Origin of the sequence: Hungatella sp. SB206 (genome assembly GCF_051132295.1) — a bacterium.
Taxonomy (GTDB): Bacteria; Bacillota; Clostridia; order Lachnospirales; family Lachnospiraceae; genus Hungatella; species Hungatella effluvii.
In genome coordinates this window covers 5,350,652-5,372,583 of the sequence record NZ_CP096603.1, presented here as the reverse complement: position 1 = coordinate 5,372,583, position 21,932 = coordinate 5,350,652, and the positions used below count along the sequence as shown (strand labels likewise).

Annotated in this window: 16 protein-coding genes; 12 read left to right on the top strand and 4 right to left on the bottom strand. The window is 51.1% G+C overall.

Features of this window, described 5'->3' with window-relative positions; genetic code table 11:
- The first annotated feature begins 86 nt into the window (after nucleotides 1–86).
- The gene (locus tag M1L66_RS23915) at nucleotides 87–1,448 is read left to right on the top strand and encodes an 8-oxoguanine deaminase (protein WP_434688626.1); all 1,362 of its coding nucleotides are present in this window, start codon (nucleotides 87–89) and stop codon (nucleotides 1,446–1,448) included.
- 10 nt (nucleotides 1,449–1,458) lie between these two features.
- Nucleotides 1,459–2,802, top strand: coding sequence for a uracil-xanthine permease family protein (locus M1L66_RS23910; protein ID WP_434688625.1), 1,344 nt, complete (start codon nucleotides 1,459–1,461; stop codon nucleotides 2,800–2,802).
- A gap of 220 nt (nucleotides 2,803–3,022) precedes the next feature.
- Here the strand turns inward: M1L66_RS23910 and M1L66_RS23905 are convergent, their stop codons facing one another.
- Both M1L66_RS23905 and M1L66_RS23900 read right to left on the bottom strand, forming a co-directional pair.
- A complete protein-coding gene (locus M1L66_RS23905; RefSeq protein ID WP_187023964.1) occupies nucleotides 3,023–4,048 on the bottom strand; it encodes a PD-(D/E)XK nuclease family transposase in 1,026 nt (341 codons plus the stop codon).
- 288 nt (nucleotides 4,049–4,336) lie between these two features.
- Nucleotides 4,337–5,329, bottom strand: a complete 993-nt coding sequence (locus M1L66_RS23900) for a LacI family DNA-binding transcriptional regulator (protein ID WP_434688624.1) — start codon at nucleotides 5,327–5,329, stop codon at nucleotides 4,337–4,339.
- Nucleotides 5,330–5,729: 400 nt separating this feature from the next.
- Between M1L66_RS23900 and M1L66_RS23895 the strand changes: the two genes are divergently transcribed.
- The 8 genes from M1L66_RS23895 to M1L66_RS23860 all read left to right on the top strand — a co-directional run bounded on the left by M1L66_RS23895 (nucleotide 5,730) and on the right by M1L66_RS23860 (nucleotide 17,716).
- Nucleotides 5,730–6,971, top strand: coding sequence for an extracellular solute-binding protein (locus M1L66_RS23895; RefSeq protein ID WP_434688623.1), 1,242 nt, complete (start codon nucleotides 5,730–5,732; stop codon nucleotides 6,969–6,971).
- 12 nt (nucleotides 6,972–6,983) lie between these two features.
- Nucleotides 6,984–8,360, top strand: coding sequence for a carbohydrate ABC transporter permease (locus M1L66_RS23890; RefSeq protein WP_434688622.1), 1,377 nt, complete (start codon nucleotides 6,984–6,986; stop codon nucleotides 8,358–8,360).
- A 1-nt stretch (nucleotide 8,361) separates the two neighbouring features.
- Complete coding sequence (locus tag M1L66_RS23885) at nucleotides 8,362–9,228, top strand: sugar ABC transporter permease (RefSeq protein ID WP_055659361.1); 867 nt, start codon at nucleotides 8,362–8,364, stop codon at nucleotides 9,226–9,228.
- Between the two features lie 29 nt (nucleotides 9,229–9,257).
- Complete coding sequence (pulA, locus tag M1L66_RS23880) at nucleotides 9,258–11,294, top strand: type I pullulanase (protein WP_187023999.1); 2,037 nt, start codon at nucleotides 9,258–9,260, stop codon at nucleotides 11,292–11,294.
- Nucleotides 11,291–13,282 carry an amylo-alpha-1,6-glucosidase gene (locus tag M1L66_RS23875; protein WP_434688621.1) on the top strand — a complete coding sequence of 664 codons (1,992 nt, stop codon included), beginning with the start codon at nucleotides 11,291–11,293 and terminating at the stop codon, nucleotides 13,280–13,282. Before pulA ends, M1L66_RS23875 begins: the two co-directional genes overlap by 4 nt.
- Before the next feature lie 20 nt (nucleotides 13,283–13,302).
- Nucleotides 13,303–15,561, top strand: coding sequence for a glycogen/starch/alpha-glucan phosphorylase (locus M1L66_RS23870; protein WP_187024000.1), 2,259 nt, complete (start codon nucleotides 13,303–13,305; stop codon nucleotides 15,559–15,561).
- Nucleotides 15,562–15,630: 69 nt separating this feature from the next.
- Nucleotides 15,631–17,256 carry a glycoside hydrolase family 13 protein gene (locus M1L66_RS23865; RefSeq protein WP_434688620.1) on the top strand — a complete coding sequence of 542 codons (1,626 nt, stop codon included), beginning with the start codon at nucleotides 15,631–15,633 and terminating at the stop codon, nucleotides 17,254–17,256.
- A gap of 106 nt (nucleotides 17,257–17,362) precedes the next feature.
- Nucleotides 17,363–17,716: a DUF1801 domain-containing protein gene (locus M1L66_RS23860; RefSeq protein WP_187023969.1), complete on the top strand. Its 354-nt coding sequence runs from the start codon at nucleotides 17,363–17,365 to the stop codon at nucleotides 17,714–17,716.
- 55 nt (nucleotides 17,717–17,771) lie between these two features.
- On the opposite strand, the gene M1L66_RS23855 is transcribed toward M1L66_RS23860, so the two are convergent.
- A complete protein-coding gene (locus M1L66_RS23855) occupies nucleotides 17,772–18,545 on the bottom strand; it encodes a GNAT family N-acetyltransferase (RefSeq protein WP_187023970.1) in 774 nt (257 codons plus the stop codon).
- Between the two features lie 263 nt (nucleotides 18,546–18,808).
- Here M1L66_RS23855 and M1L66_RS23850 point away from each other — a divergent pair, with 263 nt between their 5' ends.
- Together M1L66_RS23850 and M1L66_RS23845 are read left to right on the top strand one after the other, a co-directional pair.
- Complete coding sequence (locus M1L66_RS23850; RefSeq protein ID WP_187023971.1) at nucleotides 18,809–19,804, top strand: Gfo/Idh/MocA family protein; 996 nt, start codon at nucleotides 18,809–18,811, stop codon at nucleotides 19,802–19,804.
- Nucleotides 19,805–19,831: 27 nt separating this feature from the next.
- Nucleotides 19,832–20,371 (top strand): methylated-DNA--[protein]-cysteine S-methyltransferase, encoded by a 540-nt coding sequence (locus M1L66_RS23845; RefSeq protein ID WP_434688619.1) that lies wholly within the window; start codon nucleotides 19,832–19,834, stop codon nucleotides 20,369–20,371.
- A gap of 57 nt (nucleotides 20,372–20,428) precedes the next feature.
- Here M1L66_RS23845 and M1L66_RS23840 read toward each other — a convergent pair whose 3' ends face one another.
- Entirely contained in the window at nucleotides 20,429–21,820 is a 1,392-nt protein-coding gene (locus M1L66_RS23840; RefSeq protein ID WP_187023973.1) for an MFS transporter, read from the bottom strand.
- Nucleotides 21,821–21,932 lie beyond the last annotated feature (112 nt).

The following is a 21,932-nucleotide window of genomic DNA, read 5'->3' as shown; positions in this document are numbered from 1 at the left end:
GCGTCCCTGTCCGCCAGCAGTATACCAGAAGTATAGTTGTATGAAACAATGCATATTTTTACGTAAAAAATTCAGGAGGAATTGAAATGGCAGAAACTCTATTGATGAAAAACGTAAAGTATCTTGTGACATGTGACGACAACGACAGGTTTATGACGGATATTAACATGCTGGTGACAGATGGGGTAATTACCTACATTGGAACAGAAGAAAAAACAGCTGATAAAATAATTGATGCGTCCCGGATGGTTGTCTATCCGGGACTTATTAATTCCCATCATCATTTATATCAAACCTTCACAAGAAATCTTCCACAGGTACAAAACATGGAACTCTTTCCATGGCTGAAAACTTTATATGAGATATGGAAGGGCATCGACGGCGACAGTGTCTATTACAGCTCCTTAACTGGAATGGGGGAGCTGTTAAAGACTGGCTGCACGACGTGCTTAGACCATCACTACGTGTTTCCGGAGCACAGCGCCGGAGCACTTCTTGACGCGCAGTTTGCGGCGGCGGACGCCCTGGGAATTCGGATGGCGGCCACGCGGGGCAGCATGGATTTGAGTGTGAAGGACGGGGGACTGCCTCCGGACAGCGTGGTTCAGACGATCGATGAGATTTTAAAGGATTCGCAGGCGGTGGTTGAGAAGTATCATGATTCTTCCAGGTATTCCATGCATACCGTTGCGCTGGCGCCTTGTTCGCCGTTCAGCGTGACCGGCGGTCTCTTAAGAGAATCAGCGGCCCTGGCCCGCAGCCTGGGAGTCCGCCTCCATACGCACCTGGCGGAGACGAAGGACGAGGAGGCGTTCACCCTGGAGCATTACGGCATGCGTCCGCTGGCCTATATGGAGAGCCTGGGATGGATCGGAGACGACGTCTGGTATGCTCATGGAATCCATTTTAACACAGAGGAACTGGAACTTCTGGCAGCGACGGGGACTGGAGTGGCCCACTGCCCTGTCTCCAACATGAAGCTTTCCTCAGGCATTGCCAGAATCCCGGAAATGCTGCGGATGGGAGTAAAAACCGGACTGGCCGTAGACGGAAGCGCCAGTAACGACGGCTCCAATATGCTGGAGGAGATGCGGGTGGCCTATCTGCTTCACCGCCTGAATTCCAGCAGTGGGGCTCCAGCCGGTTACGATATCTTAAAGATGGCTTCGAGAGGGAGCGCATCGATTCTCGGGCGAGAGGAACTGGGACATTTAGCCGAGGGGATGGCGGCGGATTTCTTTGCCATAGCCCTGGACCGCATCGAACTGGTCGGCGGACAATACGACCCGAAATCACTGCTGTCCTGCATCGGATTCAAAGGTGCTGTGGATTACACGGTTGTGAACGGGAAGGTCGTGGTAGAGCAGGGCCGTCTCGTCAATGTGGAAGAGGAAAAGATCGTATCGAAGGCCAACGCGGCTGTGGAAAAACTTCTGAATATAAAGTGAGGATCGTGAGATGAATGAGAAAAGAAATGCTTCGGTTTTTGATTTAAATGGAATACCCAAAATGTCCCAGACACTGCCCCTGGCGCTCCAGCATGTGGTTGCCATGATCGTAGGCTGTGTGACGCCGGCCATCATCGTCGCGGGAGTGACAGGCGCCAGCCGGGAGGACCAGATTATCCTGATCCAGGCGGCGCTGCTCATATCCGCGGTTGCGACGCTGATCCAGGTGTTTCCTGTCCATAAATACTGCGGCTCCGGCCTTCCCGTCATTATGGGCGCCAGCTTTGCATACATACCCATGCTGATATCGCTGGGAAGCAGGTTTGACCTGCCCACCATTTTCGGGGCGCAGCTGGTGGGCGGCGCGGTTGCGATCCTGGTCGGTGTCTTCTATAAGAAGATCAACGCGCTGTTTCCACCCATTGTGACGGGGACAGTGGTCTTTACGATTGGTCTTTCCCTGTATCCGACGGCGGTGAATTACATGGCCGGCGGCACGGGAGCGGCGGACTTTGGAAGCCCTCTTAACTGGGCAATCGCACTTTTTACGCTGGGCGTCGTACTTTTCTGCAATCACTTTACGAAAGGGATCACGAAAATGGCATCGATCCTGATCGGGATGGCCTGCGGCTACGTTCTGGCCCTTGTGCTGGGAAAGGTTTCCTTCGCCCCTGTAGCGGAGGCGGGATGGTTTCAGATTACGACACCGCTGCATTTTGGCATTAAATTTGAACTCACCTCGATCATATCGATGACAATCATGTGTATTGTGGGATCGGTAGAGGCAATCGGGGACTTTACCTCCACAGCGGGAGGCGGCCTGGACCGGGAGGCCACGGAGAATGAGATGTGCGGAGGGATAATCGGGAATGGAATCGCCTGCATACTGGGCGGTCTGTTTGGCGGAATCCCCACGGCGACATTCAGCCAGAATGTGGGAATTGTCATTATGACAAAGGTGGTAAACCGGTTTGTGATCGGTACGGCAGCTGTTATCATCCTTCTGGCCGGATTTATTCCGAAGTTCGCCTCGCTGCTGACGACCATCCCCTCCTGCGTGCTGGGCGGCGCGACGGTGTCCGTCTTCGCCATGATCGCCATGACAGGAATTAAGCTGATCGTGAAGGAAGAACTGACCGCCCGCACCATCTCGATCGTGGGCCTGTCCGTTGCCGTCGGTATCGGCGTGATCCAGGCTCCGGACTGTCTGGGACTGTTCCCGGACTGGGCCAGAACCATATTTGGGGAATCGGCGGTCGTGATGTCCAGTATCATGTCGATTGCACTGAATCTGATCCTTCCGAGGGAAGAGGCGGAAGCGGAAGAGATGGTGTATGAGGCGGAGCGTGTTTAAGGAGCTTTCGTTTTGCTTGGAAAATGTGATTTTTTTCTTTGAGTAGTGTGGTATAAAGACATAACGTATAAAGCCGTCTTGTATTGACAAGGCGGCTTTATACAGTTCTCATCGGCAGCAAACGTGGATTCGAGGGCCTGGAGCGTTGCATAATTCACCGAAACTTACGCCCTAGTATGCCCCAATGCAATAAGCTTGTATGCGATCGATAGAGATTCCTTTACTTCTCGATATTACCGTTCAGCCTGATGATTTCCTGACGCAGGCGCTCCAGCTCATCATCTTTCCGTTCCAGCTCATCATCTTTCCGTTCAAGTTCATTATCTTTCCGTTCCAACGCTTCTGCAAGTCTTCTGATCTCTTCCTGCTGTTCTTCAATCATCAGTTCCACTGTGTTCTTATCATACATGGCCAGCGTCTCATTGTACATCGCAATCAACTCCTCCGGTTCCCTCTGAAATGCAGCTATTTCTTTGTATAGTTCCAGAAAAGCGGGATACGTCTCAATCACTCGTTTTATGTCTTCTGGTTTATCCGTGCTCAAAAAATACAGCCACGCATCCAGCTCTTTATCTATATTGTGAGTGATTTCCTTAAAAATGTCAAGCGCTATAAAGATATATTCCTGCAGCAGATTCAGCTCCAGTCCTGTGTCAAATTTTTGACTGGAGCGATGGATGTACTGGTCCGGAACCTTATGAAATTCAGACGAACTGTTCTCCACCAATACGATCGTATAGACCTTCTGGAGGTCGCGGTATGAAAACTTTTTCTTTTTCCTGCTCTTTTGCCGGTCATATTGACGAATGACCAGATCCGAGGAATAGCAGGCGCTTCTCTGTCCAGGAAAGTGGTATCCCACCTTCTGAATCTCCACATTGGCCAACGCACCGTTTTCCAGTTCCACAACGATATCCATGATAATTAACGACGCCTCGGCCGCCAGACGCCTGGACTGAGAAGGCAGAACCTGTTTTACCGTTACTTTCTGTCCAATAATAACCGTCAGCAGGCGGGACAATCGTTCCCCGTGAAGTACGGGATCAAATATGTGTTTAAAAAACGGGTCATATGTGATCTTTACCCCTTTTGCGCCCCTGACAATGTCAAAAATCTCCCTTTTGTAGTCTTCGGTCAGGTTTAAATACTCTTCATAGGCCGGCGACGTCTCCAGAATTCTCCGAGCCTCCTTTTCGGGCAGCACAATACCGCCCATACCGTTAGACAGATACTCTGTGTTTTTCATACGCATGATCTCCTTTTTCAGGTGTGTTTGAGTGAATAGATTGGCGAAATGCCAGATAATCAGAATGAACGGAAGAGGTTCCGCTCATAAAGTGAATGTATTTATTATAGCAGAGTAACAGGGAAAATGGAACAGAAAGATTAGAAATAATGCCCCATACAATCCGGCTGTTACAATTCACAGCACCAGGCGGCAGAGGCTCGCGGTGGGGCCGTGAATTGTAACAGCCAGCTGCCCCGATAAAAAGGAGGAACAAATGGAATGCATGTGGCCTGCGTACTGCCTGCCTTATTTCCCTGCTCCGCATGAACTTCTCAAAATCAACTGCGGATGCAGCAGGATCGTGCCGATCGGAACGCCGTTTAACAGGCTGTCCAGCGCGTAGTATCCGCACTTTCCCAGCTGAGGGCGGTCCTGGCGGATTGTGGTTAAGGGGGGCGCCATGTAGGGACTCATCGGCAGATCATCGAAGCCGATGATGCTTAAGTCCTCGGGGATCTTCTTTCCCAGCTCCTGGCACTGGACCATGGCCGCGTTGGCCAGCTGGTCGTGGCTGCAGATGATGGCAGTCACGCCGCGTTCCAGAAGCCGCGGCAGATGCTTCTGAATGCATTCGGAAATGTAATAGGAGCTTCCTGACAGCTGAGGATCGGCTGGAAGGCCGTTTGCCTTAAGCGCTGCAAAGAAAGCCCGGTGGCGTACTAAAAAGACGTGGGAGCCCAGCGCCCCGCTTAAGTATCCAATCTTCTTGTGGCCCAGGCTCTTTAAATGGTTCACCGCCAGTTCCATCCCCTCATCGTTATCCACGGCGACGCTGGCGACGGAGGGATTCCCCATGACATAGTTGTCAAACAGAACCGCGGGAGTGCGGCTCGTCTTAAAATCCGCGATCCAGGGTTCGCTTAAGGAGATACCCATGACCAGGGAGCCGATGTAATCGTTTTCCAGCATGAACACGTCGTAGGGTGTGGTCTTCTGCAGGCTTTTGGTAATGGGAATCACGTCCACGGTTAAGCCGGCCGGCTCGGCCATCTGGCGAAATCCCATAATGATGTCGTAGCCGAAGTGCCCGGGCGAGGTGTATTCCATATTATAAATAAGGACGCAGACCTTCTTGGAAACATTTCTTTTTCTGCGAAGTTTTGTGTATCCCATCTCGACTGCTGTCTCTAAAATTGTTTTTCGTAAAGTTTCGCTTATGTCGGGGGCATCACTCAGGGCTTTGGATACCGTACCCTTGGAAATCCCCAATTTATCAGCAATATCCGCTATCGTTACCATATTCTTCTCCAGTTCTTTCCGATAATTCAGACAGTCATTCCGGCTGCTTTCCAGTCCATTATATATAAAATAATAAAAAAATGCAATAAAATATACAAAATCAAAATAAGAATTTTCGGCTTGTTTCGTCTGAATGTCAAAATGCAAAAACAAATAAATCGTTCTTTCGTTGAAAAAGAGAAGGATGAAGAGGAGAAAGTTAGATAAAATTCCTTAAAATAGTCTTGACGTACGGAAAAAGATGGAGTATGATACAAATATACGAAACTAAACGAAACTTTTTTGAGAAAGTCACTGCACCTCAGCTTGAAATAATCTCGACACACGCGGGTGACACGTATCGCATGCAGAAGACAGAAAGGCTGGTCTCTGCGAACTCATAACAAGGAGGAAGATGGGAATGAAGAGAGAGTTGGGATTAACGCTCACCCTGGCGGCGGCAGCCGTGATGACCGCCGGAATGCTTGGCGGCTGTGGAAAGGCATCATCGGGACAGGGAGGAAGGGAAGAGGTCAGACTGATGGTGTGGTCGCCTTCCGAGGATCAGTCGAAGGACAGCGGCCAGTGGCTGCAGACGAGCTGTGAACAGTTTGCCAAGCTGCATCCGGAATGGGATATCACGTTCGTGTATGGAGTCGCTGACGAGGCTACGGCCGCCAACCAGGTGGCGCAGGATGCGGAGGCCAGCGCAGACGTGTTCATGTATGCCAACGACACCTTGACGATCATGACAGACGCCGGTGCATTGGTGAAGTTCGGCGGAAAGTACCGGGAAGAGATCGAATCGACAAACTCGAAGGAAGTCATCGATTCTGTGACCATGGACGGTGAGTTGTACGGTGTTCCGTTTACTACCAACACCTGGTTTATGTATTACGACAAGAGCGTGTTTTCCGAGGATGACATTAAGAACCTGGATCAGATGCTGACTAAAGGCGTGGTTTCCTTTCCCTTTACCAACTCCTGGTATTTACCTTCCTTTTATATAGGAAACGGCTGCTCCCTGTTCGGGGACGGAACCGATGAGTCGCAGGGTGTCGATTTCGGCGGAGAGAAGGCACTGGAGGTCACCAACTACTTAGTTGATTTAATCGCCAATCCGAATTTCCGGGTGGACGCGGATGGATCGGGAATGGCCGGTCTCCGGGACGGAAGCATACAGGCCATCTTCTCCGGCTCCTGGGATATGGCGTCAGTGAAAGAGATCCTCGGCGACAACATGGGCGTGTCGGCCCTTCCTGCCTATACGTTAAACGGCGAAGAGCGGCAGATGACGGCGTATGCCGGTTCCAAGGCGATCGGAGTGAATCCGGAGTCGTCCAATATGGTCCCTGCGGTCCAGCTTGCCGTGTACTTAGGCTCTGCGGAGGCACAGAAGCTTCACTATGAACTGAGAAATGTGGTTCCGTGTAACTTAGAGCTGATGGAAGAACCGGACATTGCCAGCGATGCGCTGGTAGCGGCACAGAATGACACCTTCAACCGTACGTCAATCCTTCAGCCGTTCGTCGCAGCCATGAATAACTGCTGGGTTCCGGTGGAGAACATGGGCAAGGGAATCCGGAATGGGAACGTAACCCACGAGAATGCAGGGGAACAGACGGAAGCCATGAATGCTGCGATGAACAGCAATGGAATTTAGGGGGATGAATCTATGGGAAAGTTAACGGGTAAATTAGAATTTGCAGCAGCCTGGTCCTTCCGGGAGGCGCTTAAAAACGGCGGCGCAGAGACGAAGCTGTCCATGGTTTTGATGGGTCTGGGAAATATTGTACATAAACAGGTCGCCAAGGGCCTGATTTACATGGCAATCGAAGCGGCTTACGTGGTATTTATGATTATGACCGGCTTTCACTGCATCTCCATGCTGGGAAGTCTTGGAACCGTGGGGCAGCAGGTGGTCTGGGACGAGGTGAACCAGGTCTACTTATACACGAAGGGAGACCAGTCTGTGCTGATCCTGCTCTATGGAGTGGCGGTGCTGTTTCTGACCGTACTCATGGCGGCCGCATGGTACGGCGCAGTGAAGAGCGCCTATAAGGCGGAATGCCTCGATAAGGCGGGAAAGCATGTGAACAATTTCGCGGAAGATTTAAAGAGTCTGCTCCACGAAAATTTATACCGCCTCTTCATGACGCCGCCGCTGACCTTTATCTTCAGTTTTACCGTGCTGCCGCTGATCTTCATGATCTGCATGGCGTTTACCAATTACAGCAAAATCGACAACCATCTGGTCCTGTTTGACTGGGTCGGCCTCGATAATTTCCGGGCGCTGTTTGATTCCGGCAGTATCCTGGGAAGTACCTTCTGGTCAGTCCTGTCATGGACTCTGGTGTGGGCGTTTTTTGCCACCTTCACAAACTATATCTTCGGTATGATCCTTGCGATCGCCATCAACCGGAAGGAGACGAAGGCCAAAGGCTTCTGGCGGTTCTGTTTCGTCCTTTCCTGCGCGGTTCCCATGTTCGTATCGCTGCTGATTATGAGAACGATGCTGCAGCCTAACGGCGCCGTTAATGTGCTCCTGAGAAATATCGGGCTGATTGGAGCTGATGCCAGCCTGCCGTTTTTTACCAATCCAACCTGGGCCCGCGTAACCATTATCGTCATCAACATCTGGGTGGGAGTTCCCTATACGCTGCTTCAGCTGACCGGTGTCCTTCAGAGCATCCCGGCCGACGTATACGAGGCAGCGAGAGTGGACGGCGCCAATGCCTTCCAGACCTTCTTTAAGATCACGCTTCCATATATGCTTTACATCACCACGCCGTACCTGATTGCCACATTTACCGGCAATGTCAATAACTTCAATGTCATCTACTTATTATCCGGCGGCGATCCGGTGACGGATTTAGCCTCTACGGCGGGCAAGACGGACCTTCTCGTCACCTGGCTCTATAAGCTGACGATTGATAAACAGTATTACAACATCGGCGCAGTCATCGGTATCCTGACGTTTATCATTCTGGCCGTGGGAGCGCTGCTCACGTACCGCAACAGCAAATCCTATAAAGATGAGGAGGCATTCTAATATGAAGAAAATGAGATCGGCAAAGCAGGTTAAGACGGTAAATAATATCCTGGTTCACACGGCTCTTGCCATTCTGGCGGCAGTCTGGGTGTTTCCCATCATCTGGGTGGTGCTCACCAGCTTCCGTGCGGAAAAGGGCTCCTATGTGTCCACCTTCTTTCCCAAGGCGTATACGCTGGCAAACTATACCAGGCTTTTCACGGATACGACAATTTTAAACTTCCCGCGTATGTTCGCCAATACGCTGTTCATCGCGGTGTGTTCCTGCATTTTGTCCACGTTCTATGTGCTGGCGGTATCCTACTGTCTCTCCCGGCTTAAGTTCCGTATGAGAAAGCCGTACATGAACATGGCGATGATTCTGGGTCTGTTTCCTGGCTTCATGTCCATGGTGGCGGTGTATTTTATCCTGAAGGCTCTTGGACTGACGGAAGGTAATCTGATCCGCCTGGCGCTCATACTCTGTTACTCCGGAGGCGCGGGACTGACATTTCAGATTGCCAAGGGCTTCTTTGACACAGTACCGCGTGCCATTGACGAGGCGGCTTTAATCGACGGCTGCAACCGCTGGCAGATATTTTCAAAGATTACACTGCCATTAAGCAAACCGATTATCATCTACACGGTGCTGACCTCCTTTATCTCGCCGTGGGTGGATTTTATCTTTGCAAAGGTAATCTGCCGCGCCAATTCGGACCAGTATACGATAGCGATCGGCTTATGGAGAATGCTGGAAAAGGAATATATTGACAACTGGTACACCAGCTTTGCGGCCAGCGCGGTGCTGATATCCATACCGATTGCGATCCTGTTTCTGTGTATGCAGAAGTATTATGTGAATGGCATGTCCGGTGCAGTGAAAGGGTAACGCAGCATCAGGAAGGCTGAGGAATGACTATGACGAAGAAAATGACAGCAAGAGAGCTGAAACGCTTCTATGCAGACAGCACATTTAAGAAAAATTACATCTATGACGGCCATGATCTGGGCGCTGCCTGCGGCAGTGACGGGACTGTGTTTAAGCTGTGGAGTCCGGTCGCGGACCGGGTGGAGCTCCATCTCTACCCGGATGGGGACGAGAGCGGCTGTATTCGCTCCGTCTCCATGGAACGGGGAGAGAAAGGCGTATGGATGTACCGGACGGAGGAATGTCTTCACGGTACGTATTACGATTATGATGTGAGCATTGGCCATGAGACGCGCCGGACCGGGGACCCGTATGCAAGAGCCTGCGGAATCAACAGCAGGCGCAGTATGGCGGTAGAGCTTGGAAAGACAGACCCGGAAGGCTGGGAGTCGGACCAGGCTCCGAAAAGGCAGCGTGAGGACATTATCTACGAGCTTCATGTGAAGGAGTTTTCCTGGGACGGGAGCGCGGGATTTCCGGAGGAGTTGAGGGGAACGTACCGGGCGTTTACAGTGGAGGATACCACCCTGTTCGGGGATGGCGTCCACCCAACCGGAATCCGGTATTTAAAGGAGCTGGGCGTTACCCATATCCAGCTGATGCCGGTCTATGATTTCGGCTCCGTCGATGAGGCCGGAGACCGGGACCAGTTTAACTGGGGCTATGATCCGGTCTGCTACAATGTGCCGGAAGGCTCCTATTCTACCGATCCGGCCCGCGGGGAGGTGCGGATAAAGGAACTGAAGGAGCTGGTGCAGACGCTGCACCGGAACGGTTTTCGGGTCATCATGGACGTGGTTTATAACCACACCTACTCGGCGGATTCTTCCTTCCAGCGGGTTGTGCCATGGTATTACTACCGCCAGGAGGAAGACGGAACGCTTTCCGACGGCTCCGGATGCGGCAATGATTTTGCCGCCGAGAGGGAGATGGCTGCGTCATTTATCCTGGACTCGGTCCTTTACTGGACAGAGGAATACCATATGGACGGCTTTCGGTTTGATTTAATGGGGCTGCTCCCGACGGAACTGATGAACCGGATCCAGGAAGAGCTGGATAAGCGGTACGGCATGGGTGAGAAGCTGATCTACGGGGAGCCGTGGGCTGCGAACGAGACGCCCATGGAACCCGGCTTTCATCAGGCCTTGAAAGAAAATGAAAAGAGACTGAATCCCCGCGTCGCCATGTTCTGCGACAACACGAGGGATGCGGTTAAGGGCCACGTGTTCGAAGCCATGGAACCCGGTTTTGTAAATGGCGGGGAAGGACTGGAGCGGGAGATCATGCACGCGGCTTCAGCCTGGTGCGACAGGGGAGGGGCATTCCACGCTGGTTCGCCGGAACGTGTCTTAAGCTACGTTTCGGCCCACGATAACCTGACGCTCTGGGATAAACTGATCCTTTCCATGACCCGCAACGATCACTCGCTGGCACTGCACATGAGCCGCTGTGACAGGAAAGGCTTTTATGAAAGACCGGAGGAGGTCATGCGGGCGTATAAGCTGGCGGTTTCTGTGTATTTTACATGCCAGGGACGCTTATTCTTCCTTTCGGGCGAAGAGTTTGCGCGGACAAAAGAGGGAGATGACAACAGCTTTGAAGCTCCCATTTCCTTGAACCGCCTGGACTATAAACGGGCGTATGAATTCGAAGAACTGGTTCATTTTTATAAAGACCTGATTGCGCTGAGAAAATGCCTTCCGGGCCTCTGCGATAAATCGGAGGAAGCCGGAAAACGCATTTTTAAGAAGAATGCAAACCGAAAGGGCGTCGTCAGCTTCCAGGTGGATAACCGATACAGGGGAGAGGGGCTCTGTGACACGCTCTTTATCGCCTACAACAGCCGCCGCCGTCCGGTGAAGGTGACACTTCCGGAAGGGGAGTGGGAAGCATTTTTAAAGGATGGAGACAGCGGGATGTGGAGACGGCCGCAGAGAGAGACGTATTCGGGCCTTCTGATTCTGCCGCCGGTTTCCGCGGTTATCATGGGACGGAAAACAGAGATGAAACAGGAGGCAGCGCGATGAAGCTTGTATATGGAAAACAGGATTTTAAAACACTGGAGCGCGGCCAGGAGAACTGTTATCTGCTGACCAACGGGCTCGGCGGCTTTTCATCGGAAACCGTGATCGGCTCAGCTGCCCGCAACGACCATGCGTTTTTTATGGCCTGCACGAAGGCACCGAATCACAGGTATCACATGATTCACAGGCTGCGTGAGAGGCTGGTTACGGCAGAGGGCGCGGAATATCTCTCCAGCCAGGAGTTTGCAGACGGAAAGGAACCGGAAGACGGATACCTCCGCCTGTCCTCCTTTCAGTTTGAGGATTGCCCCGTGTGGATGTACCACACGGCCGGAGTCGAAGTTAGAAAGACCGCGGCCATGAAACAGGGGGAGAATACAATTGCCGTCCGGTATGAGATTCAGAATCACAGGAGAGAGGCGTGTACTCTTTTAGTAGTTCCTTTTCTGCAGTTTGTAAAGAAGGGGGACGATCTGGACATGGATCAGGCGTTTTCCTGTTCTGACGGCCGGGTCAGTTCGGCGGGATTGGACCTCTATTTTTCTACAGACGGCATTGTGACTGCCTTCGAACCGGTTTATGAGACGTACTACTACGCTTATGACGCCTGTGACGGACGGAGGGAGACCGGGAGGGCTCTGGCCAACCATGGGGTCAGCTTAACGGCTGGCGCCGGGGCGTGTTCCAGTCTGGAAATCGTTTACTCTCTCAAACCGGTGACGGAAACGGCGGAGGCCATACTGGAAGGCGCGGTCCGATATCGCCGGGAACTGGAGAGACAGGCCGGTTTTCAGTCTGAGGCAGCTTCCATGCTGGCTAAGAGCGCGGCACAGTTTATCGCCCGCCGGGAATCCACAGGGGGAGATACGATTCTGGCCGGATATCCTTTTTTCGAGGACTGGGGCCGGGATACCATGATCGCGCTGGGCGGATGCGCTCTGGCGACGGGGCGGTTCGAGACGGTAAAGAGCATTTTAAGGACATTTTTGAAGGCGGAGAAGAACGGGCTGATGCCGAATCTCTTCCCCGAAGGCGGCAGCGAGCCCATGTATAACACGGTGGATGCGGCGCTTCTTTTTATCAACAGCGTTTATCTGTATTTTGAGAGGACAAATGACATATCCTTTGTAAGAGAGTGCTATCCGGTCATGGAGCATATCGTGAAGCGGTATGAGGAAGGGACGGAGTTCGGTATTCACATGGATGAAGACGGGCTGATCGCAGCGGGAAAGGGCTTCGACCAGGTAACCTGGATGGATGTGCGGATTGGCGACATACTTCCCACACCACGCCACGGGAAACCGGTAGAGATTAACGCTTACTGGTATAATGCGCTGCGGATTATGGAGAGATTGGGCGGGATCGCCGCGTCGTCCGATGACACAGCGGCCGCCGGTACAGCCGCTTCCGCCGTTCGCTGCGGCCGTCTGGCGGAGCTTGTAAAACAGTCTTTTAATGAAAAATTCTGGCTGGAGGAAAAACACTGCTTAAAAGATGTGATCTCCGGGACAGAAGACGGCGGCAGAGCGGCCGCTGACAATCAAATCCGCTGTAACCAGATCTGGGCGGTCTCCATGACTTTTTCCATGCTTTCACCGGAAAAAGAGAAACAGGTGGTGGAAACTGTGGCGGAAAAGTTGTATACTCCTTATGGACTGAGAACTCTCTCTGAGGATGAGAAGGAGTTCAGACCATTTTACGGAGGCAGTCAGCTTGACAGGGATTTGGCGTATCATCAGGGTACGGTCTGGATGTTTCCGCTGGGCGGATACTACCTCGCATATCTGAAGGTACATGGGTACAGCAGGGAGGCGAAGGCGGAAGTATGCCGCCAGCTGGAGGTTTTGGAAGGCGCCATGCGGGAAGGATGCGCCGGGCAGCTTCCTGAGATTTATGACGGGAAAAATCCCGTTTCTTCGAAGGGCTGTTTTGCCCAGGCGTGGAGTGTGGGTGAAATCCTCCGTGTATATGAAGCTTTGGAAAAAGTATAAGTAAAGGAGAATCGATGATGATGGAACAGGAATTAAATAAAGTTCTGGGCGAAAGATTTGGAAAAACTCTTGAGGAAGCCTGTATGGAGGAAATCTACCATGCGCTTCTTACCATTGTAAAGGGCAGGATGAAGGATCTAAAAAAGAATGCGGGCAGCAGGAAGCTCTATTATATTTCGGCGGAATTTTTAATTGGAAAGCTGCTTTCCAACAACTTGATCAACCTCGGCCTGTTTGATGAGACGGCGGAAGTCTTAAAGAAGCACGGAATCGATATTGCGGATATCGAAGAGGCGGAGACAGAGCCATCGCTGGGAAATGGCGGCCTCGGAAGGCTGGCGGCCTGCTTCCTCGACTCGATTGCGACGCTTGAGCTGCCGGGCGACGGCGTGGGCTTAAATTACCATGACGGCCTCTTTAAACAGACCTTTGCAGACCATAAGCAGAGGGAAGAGAAGAACCCGTGGATGACCGGGGACGACTGGCTGACAAGGACGGATGTTCGGTTTGAAGTGCCGTTTAAGGATCTTACCGTGACCTCCACCATGTATGACATTGACGTGCCAGGCTACAAAGGCGGAAAGAATTCCCTCCATTTATTCGATTTAGACTCGGTGGACGAATCCATCATCCATGACGGAATCGAGTTCGATAAAGAAGATATCCGGCGGGGCTTAACCCTCTTCCTCTATCCGGACGACAGCGACGAGAAGGGACAGCTTCTGCGCATCTACCAGCAGTATTTCATGGTGAGCAACGCGGCTCAGCTGATTTTAAAAGAGACGGAAGAGCGCGGATTTGATCTCTACCATCTCCATGAGCATGTAGTTATTCAGATCAATGATACCCATCCGACCATGGTGATTCCGGAACTGGTCCGCCTCCTGATGGCAAGAGGCTTTAACATCGACACAGCCATCGATGTGGTGAGAAAGACGTGTGCGTACACCAACCACACCATCTTGGCAGAGGCTCTGGAAAAATGGCCGGCTTCCTATTTGGAAAAAGTGGTTCCGCAGCTGATGCCGATTATCCGGGAGCTGGATAAGAGGGTGAGACGCGATTTCCACGATGAGAAGGTCTATATCATCGACGAGCAGGAACGCGTTCATATGGCTCATATCGATATCCATTACGGGCAGAGCGTCAACGGCGTTGCGGCTCTTCATACACAGATTCTCGAGGAATCAGAGCTGAAGCCGTTTTACGATATTTACCCGGAAAAATTCAATAATAAGACGAACGGCATCACGTTCCGCAGATGGCTGCTGCACTGCAACCATGAGCTGGCTTCCTATGTTGAGGAGCTGATCGGATCCGGCTATAAGATTCACGCGGAGGAGCTGGAAAAACTCCTTGTGTATCAGGAGGACGAGGCAGTTCTGGACCGTCTCCGCCAGATTAAGCAGAATGCAAAGCTGGACTTAAAGAAGTATTTGAAGAGTACCCAGGGAGTCGAGATTGACGAAAATTCCATTTACGATATCCAGGTGAAGCGTCTCCACGAATACAAGCGCCAGCAGATGAACGCGCTTTACGCAATTTATAAGTATCTGGAGATTAAGAAGGGCAATCTGCCGAAGCGTCCCATTACCATGATTTTCGGAGCTAAGGCTGCCCCGGCCTATACGATTGCCAAGGATATTATCCATTTAATTCTCTGTCTGCAGGAGCTGATCGACAGCGATCCGGAAGTGAGCCCGTACTTAAAGGTCGTGATGGTGGAAAATTACAATGTGAGCAAAGCTGCGAAGCTGATTCCGGCCTGCGACATTTCCGAGCAGATTTCCCTGGCTTCCAAGGAGGCGTCCGGAACCGGCAACATGAAGTTTATGTTAAACGGCGCGGTGACTCTGGGAACCGAGGATGGCGCCAATGTGGAGATTCATCAGCTTGTGGGCGACGATAACATCTATATTTTCGGAAAATCCTCCGATGAGGTTATTAAGCTCTATGAAACCAGCGGTTACTGCTCCAGAAAGATTTATGAGAGCGACAGCCTCGTGGAGGAGCTGGTGGACTTTATCATCAGCAAAAAGATGATCTTAACCGGTGATCCGGTTAATTTAGGAAGGCTTTATAAAGAACTGGTTTCCAAAGACTGGTTTATGACACTTCTGGATTTGAGAGAATACATTGCGGTGAAAGAGCAGATGCTGGCGGATTACGAGGATGAGCGTTCCTGGGCCCGCAAGTCCCTGGTTAATATTGCGAAGGCCGGATACTTCTCTTCAGACAGAACCATCGAGGAGTACAATAAGGATATCTGGCACCTGTAAAACGGAGGGTTTACGCTGCAAAGTGAGTGTGAATGGAAGTAATGATACGCTGGAGGAAATGGAAAGACTATGGCAGACAGAAATGAGCAAAAATGGTGGAAAACATCGGTGATCTATCAGATATATCCCAGAAGCTTTAAGGACAGCGACGGGGACGGAATCGGAGACTTGAACGGAATCATAGAAAAACTGGATTACCTGGAGGAACTGGGGATCGATGCCGTCTGGCTTTCACCTGTGTGTAAGTCACCTCAGGACGACAACGGGTATGATATCTCAGATTATCAGGATATTGATCCGCTGTTCGGCAGCCTCCAGGACATGGAACGCCTGATTAAAGAGGCGGGAGAGCATGGGATTAAGATCATCATGGATCTGGTCTTAAACCATACATCGGATGAACACCGGTGGTTTTTAGAGGCGAAGAAGAGTAAGGATAATCCATACCATGACTACTACGTCTGGCGCGACGGTGAGGAGGGCGTTCTTCCCAATGACATGAGAGCCTGCTTCGGCGGTCCGGCATGGGAGTGGGTACCGGAACTGTCACAGTACTATTTTCATCAGTTCTCCGTCAAACAGCCGGATTTAAACTGGGAAAATGAAGCAGTACGGAGGGAAATCTACGAGATGATCCGCTGGTGGATGGACAAAGGCGTGGGCGGCTTCCGCTTAGACGTCATCGATCAGATCGCCAAGGAACCGGACTTAAAGATTACGGGCAATGGACCGCGCCTTCATGAATTTATCCGGGAATTGAGCCGGGAGACGTTCCAGAAAGGGGATTGTGTCACCGTAGGCGAGTGCTGGGGCGCCGATACGGAGCGTGCAAAGCTCTACAGTGCGCCGGATGGAAGCGAGTTCTCCATGGTGTTCCAGTTTGAGCACATTATGCTGGATTCCGTACCGGGCAGGGAGAAATGGGATCTGGCGCCCCTTCCTTTCGTAAAACTCAAGGAAGTTTTAAACAAATGGCAGTGTGAGCTGCAGGGGAGCGGCTGGAACAGCCTTTTCTGGGACAATCACGATCTGCCGCGGATCGTATCGCGGTGGGGTAATGACAAGGAGTACCGTGTGGAGTCGGCTAAGATGCTGGCCACGGTTCTCCACGGTATGCAGGGAACGCCCTATATCTACCAGGGAGAGGAACTGGGCATGACGAACACGGACTATGAGATCGGAGAGTATCGGGACATCGAGACGCTTCATATGTATGAGGAACGTCTGGAAGCCGGGTATTCCGAGGAGGAGATCATGCGGTCTATCCACGCCAAAGGGCGGGACAATGCCAGAACGCCGATGCAGTGGAACTGCGGCGAGGGAGCCGGATTTACAGATGGAACTCCCTGGATCCGGATCAATGGGAATTACGGGGAAATCAACGCGGAAGGAGAACTGGCGGATCCTCAATCGGTCTTCCATTATTATAAGAGACTGATTCGTTTAAGGAAAGAGTATCCTGTCTTTGTACATGGAAGCTTCCAACTGCTTCTGGAGGACGATCCGAATATATTTGCATACGTGAGAGAATGGGAAGGCGTCCGCCTGCTGGTACTCTGCAATTTCTTCGGCAGTGAAACCTGGTGCCCTTTAAAGGAGATGTGGGAAGGAAAAAAAAGGCTCCTGTGCAATTATCAGGATGGAGAGAATGACGAGATTTTAAGACCGTATGAGGCCCGGATGATTCTGCTTTAAGAAAGAAACGCTTTGGCCCGGCGGCTGAAACTGTGGAGGAAAACTGCGGGGGAGGCGCCGGGCTTTTGCATAATCATAAAATACATTCCAAAATGGAGGTCTGCCCATGAGCGCCAGTTCGGTAACAGAATACACAGATAACTTAAGTGAAAATGGAAAAAAGTATGTCAGCGATTTCATCGGATTCATGCGCGAACAGTATCCGCAGATCGATTCTAAAATATGCTTTTCAATGCCAATGTGGCTGGCGGGTGAAAAAATGAAGGACGGATATATTGCTGTCTCCGCAGCCAAAAATCATTTTTCTATCCATTTTTCAGAGGAAGGATATGTAACCAACATAGCCAGAATGGTACCTGCCTGTAAAACCGGAAGGCAGTGTATCAATATCAAATATGGAGATGACGAGTCCTATCAGATTGTGAAGGATCATGTCAGGGATTTTTTGCTGCGCCAGTAACGGCTCATGGGGACTGTGCCCGCCGGAGTGTTCCGGCGCACACGGTCCCCATGGTTTATTTCAGGCCATTTATGTTGTCCACGAATTCACTGTTTCTGGCAGTCAGTTCTACCCAGGCCGGCCGAAAACCGCATTTTATTGCGTTGCGGACGGACTTTAAGTTGGACCATGCGGCACAATAAAAGGGAACTTTCCCCAAAGCGATGATTTCCAGCGCCAGTTTGCTGGTCAATGCGGCCGCGATCCCTTTTCGTCTGTAAGCGGGAAGAACGTCGATCCCGATCTGGTACATGGTTTCACAGTCGGCAGAGCAGCCGGCGAGTCCGATTAGCCTGCCGTGATCGTAGGCTCCCACGCCAAGAACATCGAACCCTCTGTTTTCGCTGGATAGGGCGTTGCTCCATTCCTCCGTATACAGATCAGAAAAATCGCCTTTATGCAGGACTCTTGTCTCGAATTCACAGGGCAGCTCCTTCAGTTGTGTCAGATCAGGCAGAAAGTATTCTGCCATAAAGCATACCTTTAAATCGTAAGCGGCCAGAGAGTCGTTTAAAGCGTTTATATTAGGCGTCTCAAAACAATGCTCAACTGGATATTTTTCTATGTAGACGCTAACAATGCCGGCCAGCCGTTCACTCACCTGAGCTACAATGTTATTGCCGTAGGATACTAGGTCACATTCCAGCGGCAGAGGCAGATATTTTCTCGCGTTTCTGTGCGGTTTCGACAGTACAACCCGGTTTTCTGCCTGCAAAAAATCTTCCGCGCTGCAGCTGCAGTCGACTGCGGATTGTTCTAATGCTATTTCCAGTATTTCCTTATTTGTCATAAATAATCTCCTCAAAGTAAAGCATATCAATTGAATGAAAGTAACTTCTTCCCGCATTTATGCCACATGATATCCCTCCCTTTTTCTTTCAGACTTTATACAGCCGGACGAAGCTCTCCGGCCATAATCCTGTGAATCCATTGTACCATAGGCCAAAGATTCGTGAAAGACTTTGCCGTGCGGTTATTGTAATCCGTTCGCATTGCAATTGTCCCTCTCTTTCGCTATAATGGATGAATAGAAATGGCAGGAGGAATTGACATATGATACGATGTGCAACCATAGGAACAAATTTTGTGGCGGACTGGTTTATGAAGGCGGTCCAGGCGTGTGACGGGATCAACTGCAGCCTGGTTTATTCCAGAAACAGGGGGACGGCGGAGGCGTTTTGCATGAAACACGGAGCGGAGCGGTGGTGTACGGATTTAATGGAGGTTGCGGAAGCGGAGGATGTAGATGCAGTCTATATCGCCAGCCCTAACAGCCTTCATTACGAACAGGCGGCGCTGATGCTGTCCCATGGAAAACATGTGCTCTGTGAGAAGACCATAACCTCCAATGAGGCGGAGCTTAAGGAACTGGTCCGGATTGCGGGAGAGAACCGCGCAGTTCTTATGGAAGCCATGCGTTCGGTCCATGAGGAAGGATTTTTGCGGCTGAGAGAGGTGCTTCCGATGGTGGGGACGATCCGGAGGGCCAGCTTCCAGTATGCGAAATATTCCTCTCGATACGATAAGTTTAAGGAAGGAATCATTGAAAATGCATTCAACCCGGTGTTTTCCAACGGCGCTCTGATGGACATCGGAGTCTACTGCGTCCATCCGCTGGTACGGCTGTTTGGTATGCCGAAGAAGATTATCGCAGATTCCCTGCTTCTCTCCAACGGTGTGGAAGGAGCGGGTACCATCCTGGCCTCCTACGATGGCATGCAGGCGGAACTTCTCTACTCCAAAATAACCAATAACCGTCTTCCAAGTCAGATTCAGGGCGAAGACGGGACTCTGGTGATCGACAATATTACGAATATCTGCAGCGTGGTTTTCTATGACAGAAAAGGCAATGCGGAAACGGTTATTGATCTTCCTCCGGAGCACAGCCTGGATGGAGAAGTAAAGGACTGGCTCCGCATGATTGAGACCGGGGAAGGAGTTCGGGAAGACAACGAATGTTCCCTGATGGAACTGCGTGTGATGGATGAGGCGAGACGCCAGGCGGGAATCGTCTTCCCGGCCGATCTCCGTAAAATTACCGGATGTTGATTATATGAAAACAAAGGGGGATTACCTATGTATTATTCGACGGCCTGTCCGTCACCTGTGGGAGTGATAACCCTGGCCTCCGATGGAGAGAAGCTGACCGGTCTGTGGCTGGAGGGACAGAAGTATTATGGCGGTGCGATTGCAGGCAGCATGACAGAAAATGATGATGTGCCGGTGTTCAGCGCCGCGAAACAGTGGCTGAACCGGTATTTTTCAGGGGAGAAACCGTTGGCCTCGGAACTGCCCCTGGCGCCTGTGGGCAGCGAATTCCGGCAGAAGGTATGGGAGATTCTCTGCGAAATTCCGTATGGCAGCGTGATCACCTACGGAGATATCGCGAAACGAATGGCGGTGAAATTAAACAGGCCCACCATGTCGGGACAGGCGGTGGGCGGAGCGGTCGGGCACAATCCCATCTCGATTATCATCCCGTGCCACCGTGTCGTGGGATCGAACGGAAGTCTGACGGGATACGCAGGCGGAATTGATGCGAAGATAAAGCTGCTGGAGCTGGAAGGCGCAGACATGTCTTCGCTGTTTGTTCCATCTAAGGGGAGCGCACTCTGAACTTGACAGAATCAGTAAAAGAAGGGTTTTGCAGCAGCATCTGCAAAACCCTTCTTTTTATCCGCGTTGCTTGTTTTCGAGGCAGTGCTTTTTCTTCAGCACTTTTCTCATTTTGACGGCATATCCGGCTGTTATGGGGTAAAAACAGGACAAAACCAGGACTGCCAGCAGAGTCAGTATGGGAATGGCTATTTTTATGGCAAGAATCATATGGACGCTTTTTACTGAAACTGGAACGTTGGCGGCATATCCTGTGAACGCCAGCAGGCTGCCGACGATCAGAGTAGAGAAGGAACCGCAGAATTTCCGAACAAAGGTGCTGGAAGCATTGATAAAACCGGCCTGTGCACAGCCGAAATGGAGTTCGGTATAATCGGTGCAGTCAGGAATCATTGCAAAACAGCAGATATTGGAAAAGGTCAGCCCGGTTGTGGTGAAGAGGCTCATGATTACCACCTGCCATAAGACTGCGTTTTCACGCAGCACAAGCAGAATCACCGCGGAGATAAACTGGAGAAGCATACTGATTCTCAGCATGGCGATCTTCCCGAAGCGTCTCATGAGAGAGGGAAGAAATGGAACCAGAACCAGGTTGACGCATATCTGTATGGCGGAGATGACGGCCAGGATCGAAAGACTGCCAACCACATATTTTATGTAGTACAGACTGATTGTTGCATTGATCGAGATTCCGAGATTGACCATGCCCAGCATCAGGCTGTTGCAGAGAACAGCGGGATTTTTAAAGACAACGTTGGACTGTCTGCGCCAGCTGAGCTTTGGAGGCGTTGCAATGGACATGTAATAATCCTTCTTTTTTGCTGCATTCGCTGCGAGAAAAGCCGTAATGACGCACAGAATGGCCACGATGGCAGCGGAACAGAACCATCCAGCAGAGGCATTTTTAAAATGTGTAATAACGGGAATTGTGAAGAGTCCAACTGCGGAAGTGGCTACCGCTCCGGAAAGCTGTCTTGAGGTGAGGAGCAGATTCCGCTCATGAGCGTCATGGGACAGCACGCTGTTCAGTGCCTGCCACGGCACGGTAAACTGAGTAAAAAAGACGGAGAGCAGCATCATGACGGCGCAGTAATAGATGATTAGTCCGCGGGAGGACAGCGGAGGGACGGAAAACTGCAGCAGAATCATGACGGCCAGGCCGATGGCGCCGAAGATCATGTGAGGACGGTATTTGCCCCACCGTCTGGTGTTGGTGTTGTCCACAATTTTACCGATCAATGGATCGTTCACTGCATCCCATATGGACATTAACATGGAGCAGGTGCCCACCAGTCCAATCGGCAGGCCTGCCATGTCTGTCATAAAATTCATTCCGAACTGGGTGCGGAACTGGTTGGGAAGCGTGCTTGCAAAGCCGCCGACCCCATAGGCGATAATATCTTTCTTTTGCAGCTTCTCCTGATCAGCTCCTGTTTTTTCTGTAGCCATAATTGTTTCCCCCTTAGTACATTTGAAAATATTTTAATATATTTATTAAATAAAATCAAGGGTATTTTATAAAATAAATAATAAATATAAATAAAAAACCAGGAATCTCTAT

Excerpts from the sequence above, each read along its gene's own strand:
- M1L66_RS23875 (WP_434688621.1), top strand. The coding sequence starts at position 11,291 with ATGAAGCTTGTATATGGAAAACAGGATTTTAAAACACTGGAGCGCGGC.
- pulA (WP_187023999.1), top strand. The coding sequence starts at position 9,258 with ATGACGAAGAAAATGACAGCAAGAGAGCTGAAACGCTTCTATGCAGAC.
- M1L66_RS23910 (WP_434688625.1), top strand. The coding sequence starts at position 1,459 with ATGAATGAGAAAAGAAATGCTTCGGTTTTTGATTTAAATGGAATACCC.
- M1L66_RS23845 (WP_434688619.1), top strand. The coding sequence starts at position 19,832 with ATGTATTATTCGACGGCCTGTCCGTCACCTGTGGGAGTGATAACCCTG.
- M1L66_RS23885 (WP_055659361.1), top strand. The coding sequence starts at position 8,362 with ATGAAGAAAATGAGATCGGCAAAGCAGGTTAAGACGGTAAATAATATC.
- M1L66_RS23900 (WP_434688624.1), bottom strand. The coding sequence starts at position 5,329 with ATGGTAACGATAGCGGATATTGCTGATAAATTGGGGATTTCCAAGGGT.
- M1L66_RS23915 (WP_434688626.1), top strand. The coding sequence starts at position 87 with ATGGCAGAAACTCTATTGATGAAAAACGTAAAGTATCTTGTGACATGT.
- M1L66_RS23850 (WP_187023971.1), top strand. The coding sequence starts at position 18,809 with ATGATACGATGTGCAACCATAGGAACAAATTTTGTGGCGGACTGGTTT.
- M1L66_RS23840 (WP_187023973.1), bottom strand. The coding sequence starts at position 21,820 with ATGGCTACAGAAAAAACAGGAGCTGATCAGGAGAAGCTGCAAAAGAAA.
- M1L66_RS23865 (WP_434688620.1), top strand. The coding sequence starts at position 15,631 with ATGGCAGACAGAAATGAGCAAAAATGGTGGAAAACATCGGTGATCTAT.
- M1L66_RS23870 (WP_187024000.1), top strand. The coding sequence starts at position 13,303 with ATGGAACAGGAATTAAATAAAGTTCTGGGCGAAAGATTTGGAAAAACT.
- M1L66_RS23860 (WP_187023969.1), top strand. The coding sequence starts at position 17,363 with ATGAGCGCCAGTTCGGTAACAGAATACACAGATAACTTAAGTGAAAAT.
- M1L66_RS23895 (WP_434688623.1), top strand. The coding sequence starts at position 5,730 with ATGAAGAGAGAGTTGGGATTAACGCTCACCCTGGCGGCGGCAGCCGTG.
- M1L66_RS23855 (WP_187023970.1), bottom strand. The coding sequence starts at position 18,545 with ATGACAAATAAGGAAATACTGGAAATAGCATTAGAACAATCCGCAGTC.
- M1L66_RS23905 (WP_187023964.1), bottom strand. The coding sequence starts at position 4,048 with ATGAAAAACACAGAGTATCTGTCTAACGGTATGGGCGGTATTGTGCTG.
- M1L66_RS23890 (WP_434688622.1), top strand. The coding sequence starts at position 6,984 with ATGGGAAAGTTAACGGGTAAATTAGAATTTGCAGCAGCCTGGTCCTTC.